Consider the following 17,902-nt stretch of genomic DNA (forward strand, 5'->3'; position numbering starts at 1 on the left):
ATCAGCCCCCAAAATTGCCGATGAACTGGCGGAAGCTTGGCGAACCACCCGAACCGAACAATTCGTCCGGCGCACCATCGCTGTCGATCTCGCCGGATTTCATGAAGATAACCCGGTTGGAAACGTTGCAGGCAAAGCTCATTTCGTGGGTGACGACCAGCATGGTCATGCCCTCTTCCGCCAGCGAGCGCATGACACGCAGCACTTCGCCGACCAGTTCCGGATCCAGTGCCGAGGTCGGTTCATCGAACAGCATGACTTTCGGCTTCATCGCCAGCGAGCGGGCGATCGCCGCACGCTGCTGCTGACCACCGGACAGGTGCGCCGGATAGGCGTGGCGCTTTTCGGCAATCCCCACTTTCTCCAGGAGGGCCTCGGCCTCGGCGATGCACTCGGCACGCGGACGTTTCAGAACGTGAACCGGCCCTTCGATCACATTCTCAAGGATGGTCATATGGGACCAGAGATTGAACGACTGGAACACCATGCCGAGTTCGGAGCGGATGCGATCCACCTGCCGGCGGTCGGAAGGGTAATTCTTGCCACCGCGCTGAGCCATCTGGATCAATTCGCCATCGACCGAAATCTCGCCATGATCGGCGATCTCCAGAAGGTTGATGCAGCGCAGGAAGGTTGATTTACCCGAGCCGCTGGCACCGAGAAGAGAAATGACATCGCCATCGCGGGCATCGAGCGAAATCCCGCGCAAAACCTCATGCGTACCGAAGCTCTTGCGGATGTCGCGGACGGAAAGCCTTGTCGTGCCTGCCATGGTCGTTCCAGTCTGTTTGGGGGTCTCGGGGCTCATCGTTGCGGCACCGGAAATAGCGGTGCAGCGCGCCGATGCGGCGTCAGCTTATACTCAAGCAAAGCCATCGCCTGCAGGATGATGAAGTTGAGAATGAGGTAGATGGCGGCGGCACAAAGGAAGACTTCCATCGTGCGGTAGGTTTGCGAGATCAGCCGCTGTGCAACGCCGGTCACCTCCCAGACGGTGACGAGACTGGCGAGCGCCGTTGATTTCACCATCATCACCACTTCCGTCGAATAGGCGGGAAGCGCATGGCGGAAAGCGATTGGGGCGAGGATACGGCGGGTCAAAAGAAAGCCGGACATGCCGATCGAGCGCGCCGCCTCGATCTCCTTGGATGGAATGGCGCGCAGCCCGAAGCGGAAGATTTCCGCCGAGTAGCCCGCCGTGCAGAGCGCCAGGGACAGCACCGCACAAACGAAAGGTTCACGCAAAGCCGGCCACAGAAAACTGTAGCGGATGAAGCCGAACTGGCCGAGGCCGTAGAAGATCAGGAACATCTGGATCAGCAGCGGCGAGCCGCGAAAGATGAAAATGTAGCCCTTGGCGAAATTGCGGGCGACCGCATTGCCGCTGACGCGCATCCAGACGATGAGAAGCGCCAGAAGGCCGCCAAAGAAGACCGAGAGCGCAAACAATGCCAAGGTTGTCGGCAATGCTGCCAGCAACGTTTTCATTGTGTCGAACATGAAGGGGAAATCCATCGCGCGTCTCCTCGGTCAGGCCTGGCCGATGCCAGAGGGCATGCTGCGGCTGGCGCGCTTTTCGGCGCCGGTGAAAAGGCGGTCGGAGAGGCTCGTCAGGATCAGGTAGAGGCAGCCACCGACGATGAAGAATAGGAAGTGCTGGCGGGTGGAGCCGGCCGCAACCTGGCTGGTCCGCATCAGATCAGCAAGACCGGTGACCGAGACCAATGCGGAATCCTTGAGGCTGAGCTGCCAGACATTACCGATGCCCGGAATGGCGAAGCGAAATACCTGCGGGCCAATGATACGGCGGAAACGCAAACCGCGATTCATCCCGATGGCCTGCGCTGCCTCAAGTTCCCCCTTGGGGATAGCCAGATAGGCGCCGCGATACACCTCGGCCTGATAGGCCCCGGAAATGATACCGACGGCAAGAGCGCCAGCCGCAAACGATGGCAGCCCCAGAAAGCCCTCATACCCCATGGCCGTGCCGATGGCGGTGATCGCGCTCGATCCGCCGAAATAGACGAGATAGATGATCAACAGCTCGGGAACCCCGCGAAAAACGGTGGTATAAATACCGCCAAGGGTCCGGAAGAACCGGCTGCCGGATAGTTTTGCCCAGGCAATCAGGGTACCCAAAACTGCCCCGATCAACAGCGCGACGGCGGTGACGGCAAGCGTCATCAGGGCTGCCACAAGCAGCAGTCCGCCCCAGCCGGTGGGGCCAAATCCGATCATTTGAAGTAAAGACATGCCGCAGGCGTCCCGTCGTTCCCGGCCAGGCCGGCTTCCCGATCTTCAAGTGGATGTGGAAGGCCGCACCTCATCCGAGAAAACGGCCTGCCGCAGCAAGTGTGCCCGCCGCCGCTAAAATAGCAAGCGGCGGGAAAACCTGAAATCAGGGCGTAACGTCGGTCTTGAACCACTTCATCGACAAGGTCTTGATCGTGCCGTCGGCAAGTGCCGCCTCGATCGCCTTGTTGAACATGTCGCGCAGGTCGGTATCGGCCTGACGGATACCGAGCCCCTCGCCGCTGCCGAAGATCGTTCCGCCGATTTCCGGACCAGTGAAGCCGAGCGAACCATTGGCCTTCTCGAATGCCGAGATCAGATAGACGGCGTCGTCGAACACCAGATCGATACGGCCGCTCTCGAGATCGAGGTCGCGCTCAGCGCCGGTCTTGTATTCGCGAACCGTGGCGATATCGCCGAAATTGTCATAGACGAACTTGGAATAGACGGTCGCGGCCTGGATGCCGATGGTCTTGCCGGCAAACGCCGCCTTCATCGCCTCGACTTCCTTGACGCCGGTTGCACCCGGATCGAGCTTGATAACCGTTCCGGTACCGGCAGCATTGGCCAGCGGGCTGTCCTTCAGGGTCGCAAAAGCAGCGTGCGTGTGGGCGTAAGGGATGGTGAAGTCGATGATCTTCTTGCGCTCTTCGGTGATCGACAGAGCATCCATGATGACGTCGAACTTACCGGCATTGAGCGCCGGGATCATGCCGTCCCAATCGGAAGCGACCAGCGTGCACTCGACCTTCATGTGGTCGCACAGATATTTTGCTAGCTCCGGTTCAAAGCCGCCGAGCGTGCCGTCCGGATTGGTGAGGTTCCACGGCGCATAGGCGCCTTCAAGCGTGATGGTAACAGTCTTCCAGTCCTTGGCTTGAGCCAACGGAGCGGAAAGGGTTGCAAAAGCGACGGCACCAGCCATCAGAAATTTTGACAGGTTCATGTTCACGTTCCTCTGAGGTTTATCTTCAACAACGTCCGCCGATCTGCGCCGGCTTCACAAATATCTTGATGGATAACGCGGCAAAAATGCCTCTGAACATCCATGTTGTATATGGTACCATATGCTAATTTTTATGGTATGCAAGTACGCGGCCGCATTTGAATGCAAAATTAATTCCGCCCAGGGAATGAACATATGAAACGAAGCAATGCCCCGAAAGCTCCGTTAAAATGGGACGCCAGCGACAACGACGGCTCGCCGCTTTATGCCGGCGTCAAGCAGATGATCCTTGACCGCATCCAGAGCGGCGAATGGCCGCCAAAACACCGGGTGCCATCGGAGAACGAACTGGTTGCGGAACTCGGCGTCAGCAAGATGACGGCCAACCGTGCCTTGAGGGAACTGGCGAGCGAGGGCGAACTCGTGCGCATCCAGGGGGTCGGCTCTTTCGTTGCTGAGCGCAAAGGTTACTCCGAACTGTTCGAAGTCCGCAATATCGCCGAGGAGATCGACGAGAGAGGCCATACGCATCAGGCATCCGTGGTGGTTTTGGCGCAGGAAACTGCCGCGCCGGATGTTGCCGATGCCCTCGGGCTACCGATCGGCGCACCGGTGTTTCATTCACTGATCGTCCACAGCGAAAACGGCGTTCCGGTCCAGATCGAAGACCGTTTCGTCAACCCCGAAGCGGCGCCAGGCTACCTGGAACAGGACTTTACGGCGCAAACGCCCAATGCCTATTTGACAGCAGAAGCCCCCTTGAGCGGGTCCGAGCATATTGTCGAAGCCGCCATGCCACAGCCATGGGAATGCAAGCTGCTGGTCATCCTGCGCACCGAACCCTGCCTGCTCATTCGCCGCCGCACATGGTCATCGAAGCGGGCCGTGTCCTTTGCGCGGCTGGTTTATCCCGGCAACCGGTATCGCTTGGAATCACGCAACGGAAAGATGAGCGACGAGTAGTTGAACCCGCGAAACACTCCCTATGTTGTATAGGGAACTTGGGTGGTCGATTGATTCAGCCCTGCGCGACGACGGTTTCGGGCCAGAACTGAAGCGCCATATCGATGACGCGGTACAACGCCGATCGATCCGCACCGGATGCCGCTTGAATGGCGGTCCCCTGTGAAATGGTCATGATATAGCGAGCAAGATCATAAGGCTCATGCCCGGCAGGCAGGTCGCCCTCCTTCGCCGCGCGCTCAAACCGGCTACCCAGATCACGCTCGCCGCGCTGGCGGTTTTCGATGAGGCATTTCTGGATTTCGGCAGCCGCCTCACTGCAGGCAAGCGCACCATTGATGCCAAGACACCCACTTGGACCCGTTTCCGCGGTCTGTGAATCGGCAAAGCCTCTCAGGATTTTCTCGGCGACAACACGCGCCTTCGGCTCCCTCAGAGCCTCATGGAAGAAATTCATCTTGGTGCGCTCGTAACGCTCCAGGGCCTTGAGGAAGAGGCCTTCCTTATTACCGAAGACCCCATAGAGGCTCGGCTTGGTAATGCCCATGCCCTCGGTCAAGTCGGTCAGAGACGTGCCTTCGTAGCCCTTTCGCCAGAACAGCTCCATCGCCGTTTCCAAGGCTTCATCGACATCAAACTCTCTTGGCCGTCCCATGGGGTGGGCCCTCCCGAATTTTTTTATACCGATCGGTATATAATTCGATTGACAGTGATCGGTTTCAGAACTTATTTCTATACCGAACGGTATTGAACGTCAATGCAACCCTAGCCTAAATCCTCCGCCTCCCACGAAGGACGACCGGCCGCCCACCACCCGGGGCAGAAATTCAGGATAACCGCCATGTCATTCGGAACTTTCAGAACCAAGCTTTTCACCACCGGCCTCGTGCTTGCAGTCGCCACCATCACGCCGACGATCTATTTCGACCTGCTGGGAAGCACCGCAGGCAGCGGCAACGCGGCCGATGCTTCGACCACAGCTCCCGTCGCCATTCCTGTCTCCGTCGCGGTCGTGGAAGCCAAGTCGGTGACACAGTGGAGCGAGTTCTCAGGCCGCCTCGAAGCCGTCGATCACGTCGAGCTGCGCTCCCGCGTCGCTGGCGCCATCCAGTCTGTCCACTTCCAGGAAGGTGCGATCGTAGAAAAGGGCGACCTGCTCGTCACCATCGATCCCGCCCCCTTCCAGGCGGAGGTCGCCAGAGCTCAGGCAAGCGTGACGGCAGCCGAAGCACGCGCTTCGCTGGCCCGCGTCGAACTGAAGCGCGGCACCCAGCTGCTGGCATCCAACGCAGTCTCGCAAAGCGAGGTCGATCAGCGCCAGAACGGCCTCGCCAGCGCCGAAGCCGACCTTGAGGCGGCGCGCGCAGTGCTGCAATCTGCGGCACTCAACCTCAGCTACACCGAAATCCGCGCCCCGATCACCGGCCGCGTCGGCAAGATCGAGATCACCGCCGGTAACCTGATCGCTGCTGGCCCTTCCTCGCCGATCCTCACCCGTCTGGTCTCCTTGAGCCCGATCTATGCCAGCTTCGAAGCCGACGAGCGGATCGTCTCAGGCATCCTTGCCGAGCTTCCGGAAGGCGTGAACGCCCGCAACTTCATCGACCGTGTGCCGGTCCGCATGGATGTCGCCGGCCTGCCGGGCGTGAGCGGCAAGCTCCAGTTGGTCGATAACAGCGTTGATCCCCAGAGCGGCACGATCCGTGTTCGCGCCGTGTTCGACAATGCCAATGGCGCCCTGATGCCGGGACAGTTCGCACGGTTGAGCATGGGCCAGGCGAAGTCCGAAGACGCCGTGCTCATCCATGAACGCGCCATCGGCACCGACCAGAACAAGAAATACGTCATGGTCATCAAACCGGACAACACCACGGAATACCGCGAGATCACCGTCGGCATGAAATCCGATGGCCTGCGGGTGGTGACGGCCGGATTGAAGGCTGACGAGCGCATCGTCGTCAACGGCTTGCAACGCATCCGTCCCGGCGCGCTCGTCGCGCCTGAAATGGTCTCCATGAAACCGGCTGCCGATCCCCAGCAGCAAGCCTCGATAACCAACTAAGCCTTTTCCGGCATTTCAGCACAAGGGCGGATCACGCCATGAATATCTCCAGGTTCTTTATCGATCGCCCGGTTTTCGCGGGCGTTCTGTCTTTCATCATCTTCCTGGGCGGCCTGATCGCCATGACGATCCTGCCGATCTCGGAATATCCCGATGTCGTGCCGCCACAGATCGTCGTTCGCGCCAACTATCCGGGCGCAAACCCGAAAGTCATTGCCGAAACGGTGGCGACGCCGCTGGAGGAATCGATCAATGGCGTCGAGGACATGCTTTACATGAGCAGCCAGGCGACCACTGACGGCTTGATGACACTGACTGTCACCTTCAAGCTCGGCACAGACCCCGATCAGGCGCAACAGCTTGTCCAGAACCGCGTCGGCCAGGCCGAGCCACGGCTACCGGAAGAAGTCCGCCGTCTTGGCATCACCACCATCAAAAGCTCTCCGGACCTGATGATGGTGGTGCATCTGACGTCGCCCGAGGGCCGCTACGACATGACCTATCTGCGCAATTATGCGCTGATCAACGTCAAGGACAGGCTGGCCCGTATCGACGGTGTCGGCCAGGTCCAGCTGTTCGGCTCCGGTGACTATTCGATGCGCATCTGGCTGGATCCGCAGAAGATGGCCCAACTGGGCCTCTCCGCCTCCGATATCGTCAATGAAATCCGTGCCCAGAACGTCCAGGCCGCAGCCGGCGTGATCGGCTCGTCGCCAAATTCCCAAGGCGTAGATCTGCAACTGTCCGTGAATGCACAGGGACGCCTGCAGAGCGAAGAAGAGTTCGGCGAGATTATCATCAAGACGAGCCCGACCGGCGCGATCACCCGCCTGCGCGATGTCTCGCGCATCGAATTGGGCTCAGCCGAGTATTCGCTGCGCTCGTTGCTGAACAACAAGCAGGCAGTCGCCATCCCCGTCTTCCAGGCACCTGGTTCGAATGCAATCGAGATTGCCGACCAGGTCCGCACGACCATGGAGGAAATCAAGGCATCGATGCCGCAGGATGTCGATTACGAGATCGTCTATGACACGACGCAGTTCGTGCGCGCCTCGATCGAGGCCGTCATCCACACGCTGCTTGAAGCCATTGCGCTGGTCGTCATCGTCGTCATCATCTTCCTGCAGACGTGGCGCGCCTCGATCATTCCGCTGATCGCGGTTCCCGTCTCGATCATCGGCACCTTCGCCGTGATGCAGATGCTCGGCTTCTCGATCAACGCGCTCAGCCTGTTCGGCCTCGTTTTGGCCATCGGCATCGTCGTCGATGACGCGATCGTCGTCGTCGAGAACGTCGAGCGCAACATCGAGGACGGCCTTTCGCCGCGCGAAGCGACCTACAAGGCAATGACCGAAGTCTCCGGCCCGATCATCGCGATCGCTCTGGTGCTGGTCGCCGTCTTCGTGCCGCTCGCCTTCATCTCCGGCCTGACCGGCCAGTTCTACAAGCAGTTCGCCCTGACGATCGCCATTTCGACCGTCATCTCGGCCTTCAACTCGCTGACGCTGTCCCCGGCGCTTGCTGCCCTGCTTCTGCGTGGCCATGATGCGCCGAAGGACCGGTTGACCCGGGTAATGGACTTCCTGTTCGGCTGGTTCTTCCGGGGCTTCAATGCCGTGTTTTCGCGCGGCTCGCGGGCCTATAGCTCCGGCGTCCGGGGCGTGATCTCACGCAAGACCCTGATGATGGGCGTTTATCTCCTGCTCGTCGGCGCCACCGTGTTCTTCTTCAAGGCCGTGCCTCCCGGTTTCGTCCCGCCGCAGGACAAGCAGTATCTGGTCGGCTTCACCCAGCTGCCGGACGGTGCTTCACTCGACCGCACGGAAGAGGTCATCCGCCGCATCAGCGACATCTCCTTGAAGGTTCCCGGCGTCGAAAGCGCCATCGCCTTCCCAGGCCTGTCGATCAACGGCTTCACCAACTCCTCCAATGCCGGCATCGTCTTCCTCTCGCTGAAGCCTTTCGAGGAACGCACCACGCCTGACCTCTCGGCCGGCGCGATTGCCGGGCGGCTGAACCAGGAACTCAGCGTCATCCAGGAATCCTTCAGCGCCATCTTCCCGCCGCCACCTGTCCAGGGTCTTGGTGCCATCGGTGGTTTCAAGCTTCAGCTGGAAGACAAGGCCGGGCTTGGCTACGAGGCACTCGATGCTGCCGTGAAGGGTTTCATGGCCAAGGCTTACGTGACGCCCGAACTGGTCGGCATGTTCTCCAGCTACCAGGTCAATGTTCCGCAGCTTTATGCTGACGTCGATCGGGCCAAGGCCCGCCAGCTGAACGTTCCGCTGACGGAAATCTTCAACACGCTGCAGATCTATCTCGGCTCGGTCTATGTCAACGACTTCAACAAGTTCGGACGAACCTATTCCGTGCGTGTTCAGGCCGATGCCGACTACCGCGCTCAGGCTGAAGACATCGGCAAGCTGGAAGTCCGCTCCAGCTCCGGTGAAATGATCCCGCTGTCGGCAGTCCTGAACGTCACCTCAAGCGCCGGCCCGGAACGCGCCATGCGCTACAATGGCTTCCTCTCGGCCGACATCAACGGCAATACGGCACCCGGCTATTCATCCGGCCAGGCCCGCGCCGCTGTTGAGCGCATTGCGGCAGAAACACTGCCTGCAGGCGTGACCTTCGAATGGACGGAATTGACCTATCAGGAGATCATTGCCGGCAATACCGGTATCCTGATCTTCCCGCTGTCGATCCTGCTGGTCTTCCTGGTGCTGGCAGCCCAGTACGAAAGCCTGACGCTGCCGTTGTCGATCATCATGATCATTCCGATGGCGCTTCTGGCGGCACTGGGCGGGGTCTGGCTGACGGCAGGCGACAACAACGTCTTCACCCAGATCGGTCTGATCGTGCTGGTCGGGTTGTCAGCCAAGAATGCCATTCTGATCGTCGAGTTCGCCCGGGAACTGGAGTTCGAGGGGGCGACGCCGTTCGACGCCGTCATCAAGGCCAGCCGCCTGCGCCTGCGCCCGATCCTGATGACCTCGATGGCCTTCATCATGGGTGTCGTACCGCTCGTCATCTCGACTGGTGCCGGTGCTGAAATGCGCCATGCCATGGGGGTCGCTGTGTTCTCCGGCATGATTGGCGTGACGCTGTTCGGTCTGTTCCTGACGCCGGTCTTTTACACGCTAGTGCGTGCGATGACCGGAAACAGGCCGCTGAAGAAGAGCGGACAAACCGTCCCTCACGAAACGGCCTCGGTAACGCAACTGCATACCCAGCCGCTCTTGCCCGGACTTGAAGCCGCCGAATAGACGGTCGAGCAACTCAACGAAAAACGGCGCCGCAACCAGCGGCGCCGTTCCTATTTCAACCGATGCCAGACGGGTTAAAACTCTTCCCAGTTCTCCTGAGTAGGCACCGCATTCCCGGAAAAAGCGCGCATCACCTGCCCTGCCATCTTGCGGGCCGGCGAAGCCACCGGCCGGGAATAATGTCCAGCCTCCACCGCGCGCGGGGCGTTCGTCTGCTGGCCGACCCGAAACTGGCCAAGCAGCGAGAACAGAGCCTCCGCTTCGCGGGCCAGACTGTGGCTTGCCGCCGTCGATTGTTCCACCATCGCCGCATTCTGCTGTGTGCCCTGGTCCATGGCATTCACGGACTGGTTGATCTCCTTCAACCCGGTCGCCTGCTCCCGCGCGCCTTCGACAATGGCGACGACGTTGGTGTTGATCTCCTGGACCTGCTTGACGATTTCCTCAAGAGCCTTGCCGGTTTCGCCGACCAGCGAAACACCGCTTTTCACCTGTTCGCCCGAGGTGTTGATCAATGCCTTGATTTCCTTAGCGGCTTTGGCCGATCGCTGGGCCAGTTCGCGCACTTCCTGGGCAACGACAGCAAAGCCCTTGCCGGCATCACCGGCGCGCGCTGCCTCCACTCCCGCATTCAGCGCCAAGAGGTTGGTCTGGAAGGCGATATCATCGATGACGCCGATAATGTTGGAGATTTCCCGTGACGAGGTCTCGATTTCCCCCATCGCCGTAATGGCATTGCGCACCACGGCTCCGGACCGCTCCGCATTGGCGCGTGTCGCGGCAACCAGATGACCGGCCTCCTCCGCCCTGCGGCTGGAATCCGCGACGGTGGTAGTGATTTCCTCAAGTGCTGCGGCTGTCTCCTCGACAGAGGCGGCCTGCTGTTCTGTTCGTTTCGACAGATCGTCGGCCGCGGAGCGGATTTCCGTCGAGCCTGCGGCAATCGCCTGCGCATTGGAACCAACGGAATGCATCGCTGACCGCAACTTGCCCACGGCGTCGTTGAAGTCGTGGCGCACCTTTTCCATGGTTGGAACGAAGGGATTGTCGAGTTTCTGAGTCAGGTCGCCATCGGCCAGGTTTTTCAATGCTTTGGCGAGCATCCCGACTGCGCCCATGCGCTCGGTCACATCCGTCGCAAGCTTCACGACCTTATAGACCTTGCCCTTGCCGTCAACGATCGGGTTGTAGGCTGCCTGGATCCAGATTTCCTTGCCGCCCTTGCCGAAACGCCGGAATTCATTGGCAGTAAATTCGCCGCGCCCAAGCCCCTCCCAGAACTGCCGGTATTCCTCCGTCTGCACATAGGCGGGATCACAGAACATCCGATGATGCCGGCCTTGAATTTCCTGCAACTGATATCCCAACGCACCGCAGAAGTTTTCATTGGCGGTAATGATTTCGCCGGTCGGGGTAAACTCGATCACCGCCTGCGAGCGGGAAACGGCATTCAGCTTGCTGGCATCCTCCATCGCTTTCTGGCGGACGGCGGTGATGTCGGTTGCGAACTTTACTACCTTGTAGGGCTTGCTGCCGCGGAAGACCGGGTTATAGGAAGCCTCGATCCAGATCTCGCGGCCGCTCTTGGTGACACGTTTGTACTGCTGCCGGTCAAATTCGCCACGGCCGAGCCGGGCCCAGAATTCGCGGTATTCCACACTGCTTGCTTCCGCCGGATCGACAAAAATCCGGTGATGCTTGCCTCTGATCTCCCCAAGCTCATAGCCCAACGCCGAACAGAAATTCGGATTGGCATTGAGGATATTACCGTTGAGATCGAATTCGATAATCGCCTGCGACGTATGCATCGCGGCTAGAACAGCCGCGGCATCACCGCCAAAACGTGGGAAAAGCTTGCCCATTCAACGCCTCCTTCGGCATCCGCTCAATTTTCATGCGCCATTTGGGCGCAACAATGGGCACGCATCGGCTGATCAGCGCCGCGAATGTCCGTTTATCCGATATCTCGTATGACCCTGACTCTGGTGATCGCCGTATGTCCGAAAGACAGCAGCGTGCCGGTCAGGTTTCTGTGAAAGACATGCCGATCTTCCCGGCTTGTGCATCAGCGTCATGCTCGAACATTCTAATATTCGAATGCACGATACAACTATTGGTATAATTATTAAAATAAGAATTAATAAGTCGGGCAATTTCTAAGCATATAACATCTTCTCTGCCTTCGAATGCAGAGCTGCCCTTCACTTTTCAAATTACGCAAAATATTGTTTTTATATATATTTTCACAGAATTTGGCAGAACCAATCCCGCAATGGGAGAAAGTTCCAAGTATTTAATTCCGCGACATCACAAGGCCGCGTCAATATCGCCGGAAAATACAATCTTTAATTGATTTTGTGACTCATCATATCTGGCTAAACCCAAGTCCACTTTTTTGCAATCGGCGGGACGGGAGCGCGTGCAGCATCTGCTCGCGCTCCCGCTCGATCAACGCTCCGCGTAAATCCCGTAAAGGATCGGCATCAAACCGACCAGCGCCTCAAAGCGGGCGAAGGATTTTCGCTCGGGGACTGTCCAGCCAGTTTCCGCCAGCGCCGACAGACGCGGGAAGACAAGCCGGTCGAATACGCCACGATCGGTCATCGGCTCCGACCAGATGCAGCATTGCACGCCGGACAGCCGCTTCTTCTGCTCTTCGCTCCAGCCTTCGATCGGATCAAACGTGTAGAGTTTCTCCGGATCTGACCAGCCCGCCCAGCTAGCGCCTGGTTCCGACCATGCCTGACTGTTGGCCATGTCTAGGTAATAGACCTGGCCGGGGCAGACGACCATATCATAGCCTTCCCCCGCCAAGGCAGCAGATGCTTCGACCGTCCGCCAGCCGAACAGCAGCGACTGCCCCTTGTCGATGACATTACCATGCGCTGCCTCCTGCCAGCCCCCGGTGATGCAGCCGCGCGAGGCCAGGAAGCCCTGCACGCGTGCAAGGAACTCCGCCTGCAGCACAGCGGCGCCTGATCCGTCGATCTCGTCGGCGCCGTGTGTATTGGTAATGACGTTCAGCCGCGCGGCATGCGCCGTTGCCATACCCTCTCCGCTGACATCACGCAGACGGGCGAGCGCTTCAGGCGACCCCGACCACGCACCGAGCGGTACTTCGTCGGCGCCGATATGGATAATCTTGGACGGAAACAGCTCGATCAGTTCGTCAAAGATCGTTTCGAGAACCCGGTAGGTTTCTTCCCGGGCCGGATTGATACAATTATCCGGGAAGCCCTGAACGGAATAGTAGCTGCCCTTCTCCTGCGGGTCACGCAGTTCCGGGATGGCCTGCTGCATGGCGTAGCAATGTCCGGGCACATCGATTTCCGGAATCACCTCGATGCCCAACGCACCCGCCAAGGCGACGATCTGCCGGATGGCAGCCTTGGTGTAATAACCACCGGTCACCTGCGGACCGGAGCCGAGCAGCGGCGGAATTTTCAGACCATGGCCGCGCCATGCGCCGACCTCCGTCAGGGCCGGATAGGCATCGATCTCGACGCGCCACGCCTCGTCGTCGGACAGATGCCAATGAAAGCGGTTCAGCTTGTTCCAGGCCATGATGCGCAGGAACTGCTCGATCTCCGCTGTGCTGTAAAATTGCCGGGCGACATCGAGATGTACACCGCGCCACGACAGCGCCGGTTCATCGGCGATCTCGCCGGATGCAGGAAACAGGAAGGTCTCGGGATGAAGCCGCGCGCCGCGCAGAATCTGCCCAAGCGTGATCAACCCGTAAAGGAAACCGGCGCGAGCGCGCGCTGATATCGTTACCCCGGATGTGGAGAACGTGATGCGATATGCGTCCGGCGCAAGGCCGTCGGCTGAAGCAAAGGAGACAGGAAAACCACCTTCGGCAGCAGGACGGACAATCCCTTCGACCGGAAAGAGACCGTCCGAAAGCACCGCGAATGCCTCTGCAGCAGCCCCAGCCTCGCCACCTTCAGCCTGCAGAGCAAGCCCGGTGGGAGGCGCCAGCCTACCGGAAACCGAAACGGCATTCGGCCAGGGCACAACGGATACCGTCACCGGCGCAACCTTCGGAACCGGATAGACCACGGCACCACGTGTCAGCGCGGCGTTGTCCCCCTTCGCCCGGGTCGGGGCAACACTGACCGGCACCGTATTGTTGTCAGCAAGCACAACATAACCGGCATTGGCACCATCGGTCCAATGCTTGGGGTGATAGCTCATGCCATGCGCCTTGATGGTCCAGGTCTCTCCGGGCTTGAGCACAAAGCCATCCAGCGGCGCAAATTCCGAGTGGTTCGACAGCCGCTTCAACAAACGTCCGCCTTCAATGGTGGCTTCCGGATCGATGCGGGCCGGACCTGAAACACAAAGCTTGAAACCTTCAAGCGACTGGTCGGTATTGTTGGTCAAGGTCAGCGTATAGACAGGATTTTCATCCTGCCCCGCGGGCACCCAGAATGTCTCCAGCTGGTACTTTGTCTTGCTTGCTATCGTCATCATATCCTCCAGAAAACGGTCATTCGGCGCTGTTGAGCAGCCCGGCATAGACACCGGGGGCGGAATTCGGGATCGGCGCAGCACCCACCGTCCGCTCGTAAAAAGCCGATGGCCCGACATCGCCGATGATGGCGTAACCGTAGCCCATGACTTTCAAATCCAACAGACTGGCGAGAAGTAGGGCATGGCCGATACTCTCGCCGCGCGCCGCCTCATCGACCCCGGTCGGTCCAAAAAAACCGCGGGCAATCGATTCATGACAGGCAAAACCAATCAGCTTTTGCGCCCGGGTCGCCAAGAAACAGGTCGGTGGCTGGCGGGCGAAAGCCACTGCCGTCTCGCTCGCCCAACCGGAGCCGAACTTCTCCCGCACCCAGCCGGTAGCCAGTTCGAATTCCGGGGCAAGCGCACGCCGGATGGTGACCCCTGCGTTTTTCATGCGCGCGTTCAGTTCCGGAATCGGCTTAACCAGTGAAAGATTGACCAGATAATCCATGTGTTGAACCCTGTGCTATGACGTTTGCGATAGAAGGGGATATGAAAGATAGGATTCTCGCCTGCCTACCTTGCAAGCTTGAGACTACGAACATCAGAATATCCTGCGTGATTTGGAGCGAAGCAAGACGCCCACCCCTTTGATTTCGCAGCCATGGGAAAACGCCACGCCTCATGGAGGCCCGGACGCCGATTCCCTGGATCACAGCATGACGAGCCCTCCCAGGTTTCGCTCCCCGATCATTAAGTCAACTTATTGGACTTAACCTAGTTTGCGAATTCGAGACCTGTCAACAGACCGGTTTGGCAAGATCGATTGGGGAACTAAGACATGCCTTGTCATGAATCGCGCAAATTTGCCAAGACCGGCTGAGCGAGCCGGAAATTTACCTTAAGTTAAGAAAGCGTTAATTTCGCCCTTTATAGCAGTGACTTGTCTCCAGCTTTCGCGCAAATTGCAGGACGGAGAAAAGTGCGAACGTAAACAGAAGAGGAGCGCACCACCATGTCGACCCTCCAGATTGCGGCGCTGGCTTACGCCTTGACCACCTTTATTTATCTCGTGCCAACTTATATCGAAGGCGAGCGAGCCGGCGGCCAATGGTCGATCTACCGCGTAGCGGGCCTGGTTCTCTGCTTTTTCTGGCCTTTGCTGACGGTCCTTTTCATCTGCAAGGCCGTAGCCGGCACTTCCAGACCAAAATTCGTCTTTAGCGATCCTGCCATTCCGGGGCAAAACAGCACAGCCAACCGCTCGCCTGATTAAGAAGAGACGCATCAGCCACCGTCGTTGCGGATTCATTGACCATAGTGCCGGACAACGTCACCAGGTTAAAAATCTTCTGGCGCTCACAAAATCCACCCAAGATTGCATAGACTTAGCAGAAATCGACCCGATCAAGCGTCGAAATCGCCCTGAAAAGACGCGACGGCGCGTGATAAATTGCATTTCCCAAGTCAACAGGGGCCAACCTTTCATTGCTTAGAACTTTAATAAAAAGCCGGAACTACTCTTAAATCAATTTTTACCGTGAGACCAAATACCGGAAATCGCTTCTGAATTCTGGTCCAGATTAACACATCACGGACGCTTTTCAGGCAATATGCGGCTTCCAGGGCAAGTCGGGGATTTTGCTGCATGTGCGGATTTGGCGGATACTTCGGAGATGGCGTCGCGCCTCATGATGCGCAGCCGTTGCTGCAGCGCATGGTTGCCGCGATTGCACATCGCGGGCCGGATGAGCAGGGCATCTTTACCGCACCCTCCGTCGGGCTCGGCCATGTACGCCTGTCGATTGTCGGCCTGGGCGACGGCCAGCAGCCGATGACGCATTCCAGCGGCGATTTCACCATCGTATTCAACGGCGAGATTTTCAACTATGTCGAACTGCGCGAGACGCTGAACGCGCAGGGCCATGTGTTCCGCACCGGCAGCGATACCGAAGTCATCCTGCACCTTTATGAGCGCATGGGGCTGGATTGCATGTCCTTGCTCAACGGCGATTTTGCCTTTGCGATCTGGGACGCATCCACACAACGCATGATCATTGCCCGCGACCGCATGGGCGTCCGCCCGCTCTTCTATACAATGGTCGGGAAAAACCTCTATTTCGCCTCGGAAGTGAAGGCCCTGCTGCAGGTGCCGGGCGTTCGCGCTGAGATGGACCCCTTCGCGCTGGATCAGATCTTCACGCTCTGGGCGCCGATTGCACCCCGCACCGCCTTTCGCGACATCTTTGAACTAGAACCCGCGCATCTGCTGATTGCGGAGAAGGGCGAGATGTCGATTAAGCCTTACTGGCAGCTGCAATATCCGGATATGGGCGAGCCAGCCGCCTACACGGACGAGCGCGCCGCCGCCGAAGAACTCCGCGACCTGCTGACCGATGCGACACGTATCCGGATGCGGGCTGATGTTCCGGTCGGCTCTTACCTCTCCGGCGGCCTTGATTCATCGATCGTCTCGGCGCTGGCAGCCCCCATGGCGTCAGGCGGACTCTCGACGTTTTCGGTCACCTTCGGAAGTGCCGAACATGACGAGAGTGCTTTCCAGCACCAGATGGCGCAGGCTCTTGGCACGCATCATCACGCAGTTGCCAGCGGCGAAGGCGATATCGCCCGAGTGTTTCCCGAAGTAATCCGCTTTACCGAGCGCCCGATCCTGCGCACCGCCCCTGCACCGCTCTATCAGCTGTCCGGTCTTGTCCGCGAAAAGGGCCTGAAGGTCGTCCTGACCGGCGAAGGTGCCGACGAGGTATTTGCCGGCTATGATATTTTCAAGGAGGCTCGCGTCCGCCGCTTCTGCGCCCGCCAGCCGGGTTCGCGGATCAGGCCGCATCTGTTCCGCAAGCTCTACGCCTATCTGCCGGGGTTGAAGCAGCAATCGGCCGAATATCTGGCCGCCTTCTTCGGGGCCGGCGCCGACAGTATGGACGATCCGCTGTTTTCGCACCGGCCGCGTTTGCGCGGGACCGCCGCCGCCAAGCTGTTCTTCTCAGGCGATCTACGCCAGACGCTTGACGGCTATGACGCCGCCGCAGAAATGGTTTCGCGGCTGCCGCAAGACTTTGGCCGCTGGCACCCATTGCATCAGGCGCAATATCTCGAAAGCCGTTTCCTTCTGCCGGGCTATATTCTGTCAAGCCAGGGTGATCGCATGGCGATGGCGCATGGCATCGAAGGCCGTTTCCCGTTCCTCGACCATCGCCTGGTCGAATTCGCCACCCGGCTGCCGCCCGAAATGAAGCTCAAGGGACTGGTCGAAAAACACATCCTGCGGGAAGCGACAAAAGACCTTCTCCCGGAGACCATCGGGCGCCGGACCAAGCAGCCCTATCGGGCACCGGACAGCCAGTCCTTCGTCGGCGGCAACGAACGGGACTATGTCCGCGACGCCTTCAGCGAGCGCAGCATCACGGCATCCGGCCTTTTCAACCCGAAGGCCGTTTCGAAGCTTTACGAGAAATGCAGCGAGAAGCCGGCTTCCGGCTATCGTGACAATGTCGCCTTCGTCGGCATCCTATCAACCCAACTCTGGCAAAACACATTTTCAGCCACCAAGGCGCTTAGCACCAAGGCGGCCTGATCTTTATCTGAGGAAAAACATATGACCCAACCTATCAAGGACAGCATCAAGGCCTTCATCATCGAGAACTTCCTGTTTGGCGACGCGTCCTACGACCTTCAGGACGAGGCATCGTTGATCGAAAACGAAGTCATCGATTCCACCGGTGTTCTCGAACTCGTCGCCTTCATCGAGGATCAGTTCGGTTTCGTCATGGCCGACGCGGATATCGTCCCCGCCAATCTCGATTCCGTGGCACGCATCACAGCCTTTGTTGCCAAGCACGCCCAGCAGCCCGCACTCAACAAGATGTCGGCCTGACACGATCAGGCGACGGGAGA

The 17,902-nt window shown here is 59.0% G+C and carries 14 protein-coding genes; 6 read left to right on the forward strand and 8 right to left on the reverse strand.

Annotated features, from left to right (window positions below; all coding sequences use genetic code 11):
* Position 1: 1 nt before the first annotated feature.
* The 4 genes from ASC96_RS11100 to ASC96_RS11115 all read right to left on the reverse strand — a co-directional run bounded on the left by ASC96_RS11100 (position 2) and on the right by ASC96_RS11115 (position 3,238).
* Entirely contained in the window at positions 2-772 is a 771-nt protein-coding gene (locus ASC96_RS11100) for an ATP-binding cassette domain-containing protein (RefSeq protein ID WP_060503101.1), read from the reverse strand.
* Between the two features lie 32 nt (positions 773-804).
* Positions 805-1,515, reverse strand: coding sequence for an ABC transporter permease subunit (locus ASC96_RS11105; protein WP_060503102.1), 711 nt, complete (start codon positions 1,513-1,515; stop codon positions 805-807).
* A 15-nt stretch (positions 1,516-1,530) separates the two neighbouring features.
* On the reverse strand, positions 1,531-2,253 hold the full coding sequence (locus tag ASC96_RS11110) for an ABC transporter permease subunit (RefSeq protein WP_060503103.1): 723 nt from the start codon (positions 2,251-2,253) through the stop codon (positions 1,531-1,533).
* A gap of 145 nt (positions 2,254-2,398) precedes the next feature.
* A complete protein-coding gene (locus ASC96_RS11115) occupies positions 2,399-3,238 on the reverse strand; it encodes a transporter substrate-binding domain-containing protein (RefSeq protein ID WP_060503104.1) in 840 nt (279 codons plus the stop codon).
* Positions 3,239-3,433: 195 nt separating this feature from the next.
* Between ASC96_RS11115 and hutC the strand changes: the two genes are divergently transcribed.
* Positions 3,434-4,201: a histidine utilization repressor gene (hutC, locus tag ASC96_RS11120; RefSeq protein ID WP_060503105.1), complete on the forward strand. Its 768-nt coding sequence runs from the start codon at positions 3,434-3,436 to the stop codon at positions 4,199-4,201.
* Between the two features lie 55 nt (positions 4,202-4,256).
* Here hutC and ASC96_RS11125 read toward each other — a convergent pair whose 3' ends face one another.
* On the reverse strand, positions 4,257-4,856 hold the full coding sequence (locus tag ASC96_RS11125) for a TetR/AcrR family transcriptional regulator (protein WP_060503106.1): 600 nt from the start codon (positions 4,854-4,856) through the stop codon (positions 4,257-4,259).
* A 186-nt stretch (positions 4,857-5,042) separates the two neighbouring features.
* Here ASC96_RS11125 and ASC96_RS11130 point away from each other — a divergent pair, with 186 nt between their 5' ends.
* Together ASC96_RS11130 and ASC96_RS11135 are read left to right on the forward strand one after the other, a co-directional pair.
* Positions 5,043-6,263 (forward strand): efflux RND transporter periplasmic adaptor subunit, encoded by a 1,221-nt coding sequence (locus ASC96_RS11130; RefSeq protein ID WP_060503107.1) that lies wholly within the window; start codon positions 5,043-5,045, stop codon positions 6,261-6,263.
* Between the two features lie 38 nt (positions 6,264-6,301).
* Positions 6,302-9,529 carry an efflux RND transporter permease subunit gene (locus tag ASC96_RS11135; RefSeq protein ID WP_060503108.1) on the forward strand — a complete coding sequence of 1,076 codons (3,228 nt, stop codon included), beginning with the start codon at positions 6,302-6,304 and terminating at the stop codon, positions 9,527-9,529.
* A 74-nt stretch (positions 9,530-9,603) separates the two neighbouring features.
* Here the strand turns inward: ASC96_RS11135 and ASC96_RS11140 are convergent, their stop codons facing one another.
* The 3 genes from ASC96_RS11140 to ASC96_RS11150 form a co-directional block, all read right to left on the reverse strand.
* Positions 9,604-11,391 (reverse strand): PAS domain-containing methyl-accepting chemotaxis protein, encoded by a 1,788-nt coding sequence (locus ASC96_RS11140; protein ID WP_060503109.1) that lies wholly within the window; start codon positions 11,389-11,391, stop codon positions 9,604-9,606.
* Between the two features lie 586 nt (positions 11,392-11,977).
* A complete protein-coding gene (locus ASC96_RS11145; RefSeq protein WP_060503110.1) occupies positions 11,978-14,002 on the reverse strand; it encodes a beta-N-acetylhexosaminidase in 2,025 nt (674 codons plus the stop codon).
* Between the two features lie 19 nt (positions 14,003-14,021).
* Positions 14,022-14,498 carry a hypothetical protein gene (locus ASC96_RS11150; protein ID WP_060503111.1) on the reverse strand — a complete coding sequence of 159 codons (477 nt, stop codon included), beginning with the start codon at positions 14,496-14,498 and terminating at the stop codon, positions 14,022-14,024.
* 504 nt (positions 14,499-15,002) lie between these two features.
* Here ASC96_RS11150 and ASC96_RS11155 point away from each other — a divergent pair.
* From ASC96_RS11155 to ASC96_RS11165, 3 genes are all read left to right on the forward strand, one after another.
* Positions 15,003-15,263 carry a hypothetical protein gene (locus tag ASC96_RS11155; RefSeq protein ID WP_060503112.1) on the forward strand — a complete coding sequence of 87 codons (261 nt, stop codon included), beginning with the start codon at positions 15,003-15,005 and terminating at the stop codon, positions 15,261-15,263.
* A gap of 372 nt (positions 15,264-15,635) precedes the next feature.
* The gene (gene asnB / locus ASC96_RS11160) at positions 15,636-17,582 is read left to right on the forward strand and encodes an asparagine synthase (glutamine-hydrolyzing) (protein WP_060503113.1); all 1,947 of its coding nucleotides are present in this window, start codon (positions 15,636-15,638) and stop codon (positions 17,580-17,582) included.
* A gap of 21 nt (positions 17,583-17,603) precedes the next feature.
* Positions 17,604-17,882 carry an acyl carrier protein gene (locus tag ASC96_RS11165; RefSeq protein ID WP_060503114.1) on the forward strand — a complete coding sequence of 93 codons (279 nt, stop codon included), beginning with the start codon at positions 17,604-17,606 and terminating at the stop codon, positions 17,880-17,882.
* Positions 17,883-17,902 lie beyond the last annotated feature (20 nt).

The sequence above is a fragment of the Rhizobium sp. Root1204 genome (genome assembly GCF_001424965.1).
Taxonomy (GTDB): domain Bacteria; phylum Pseudomonadota; class Alphaproteobacteria; order Rhizobiales; family Rhizobiaceae; genus Pararhizobium.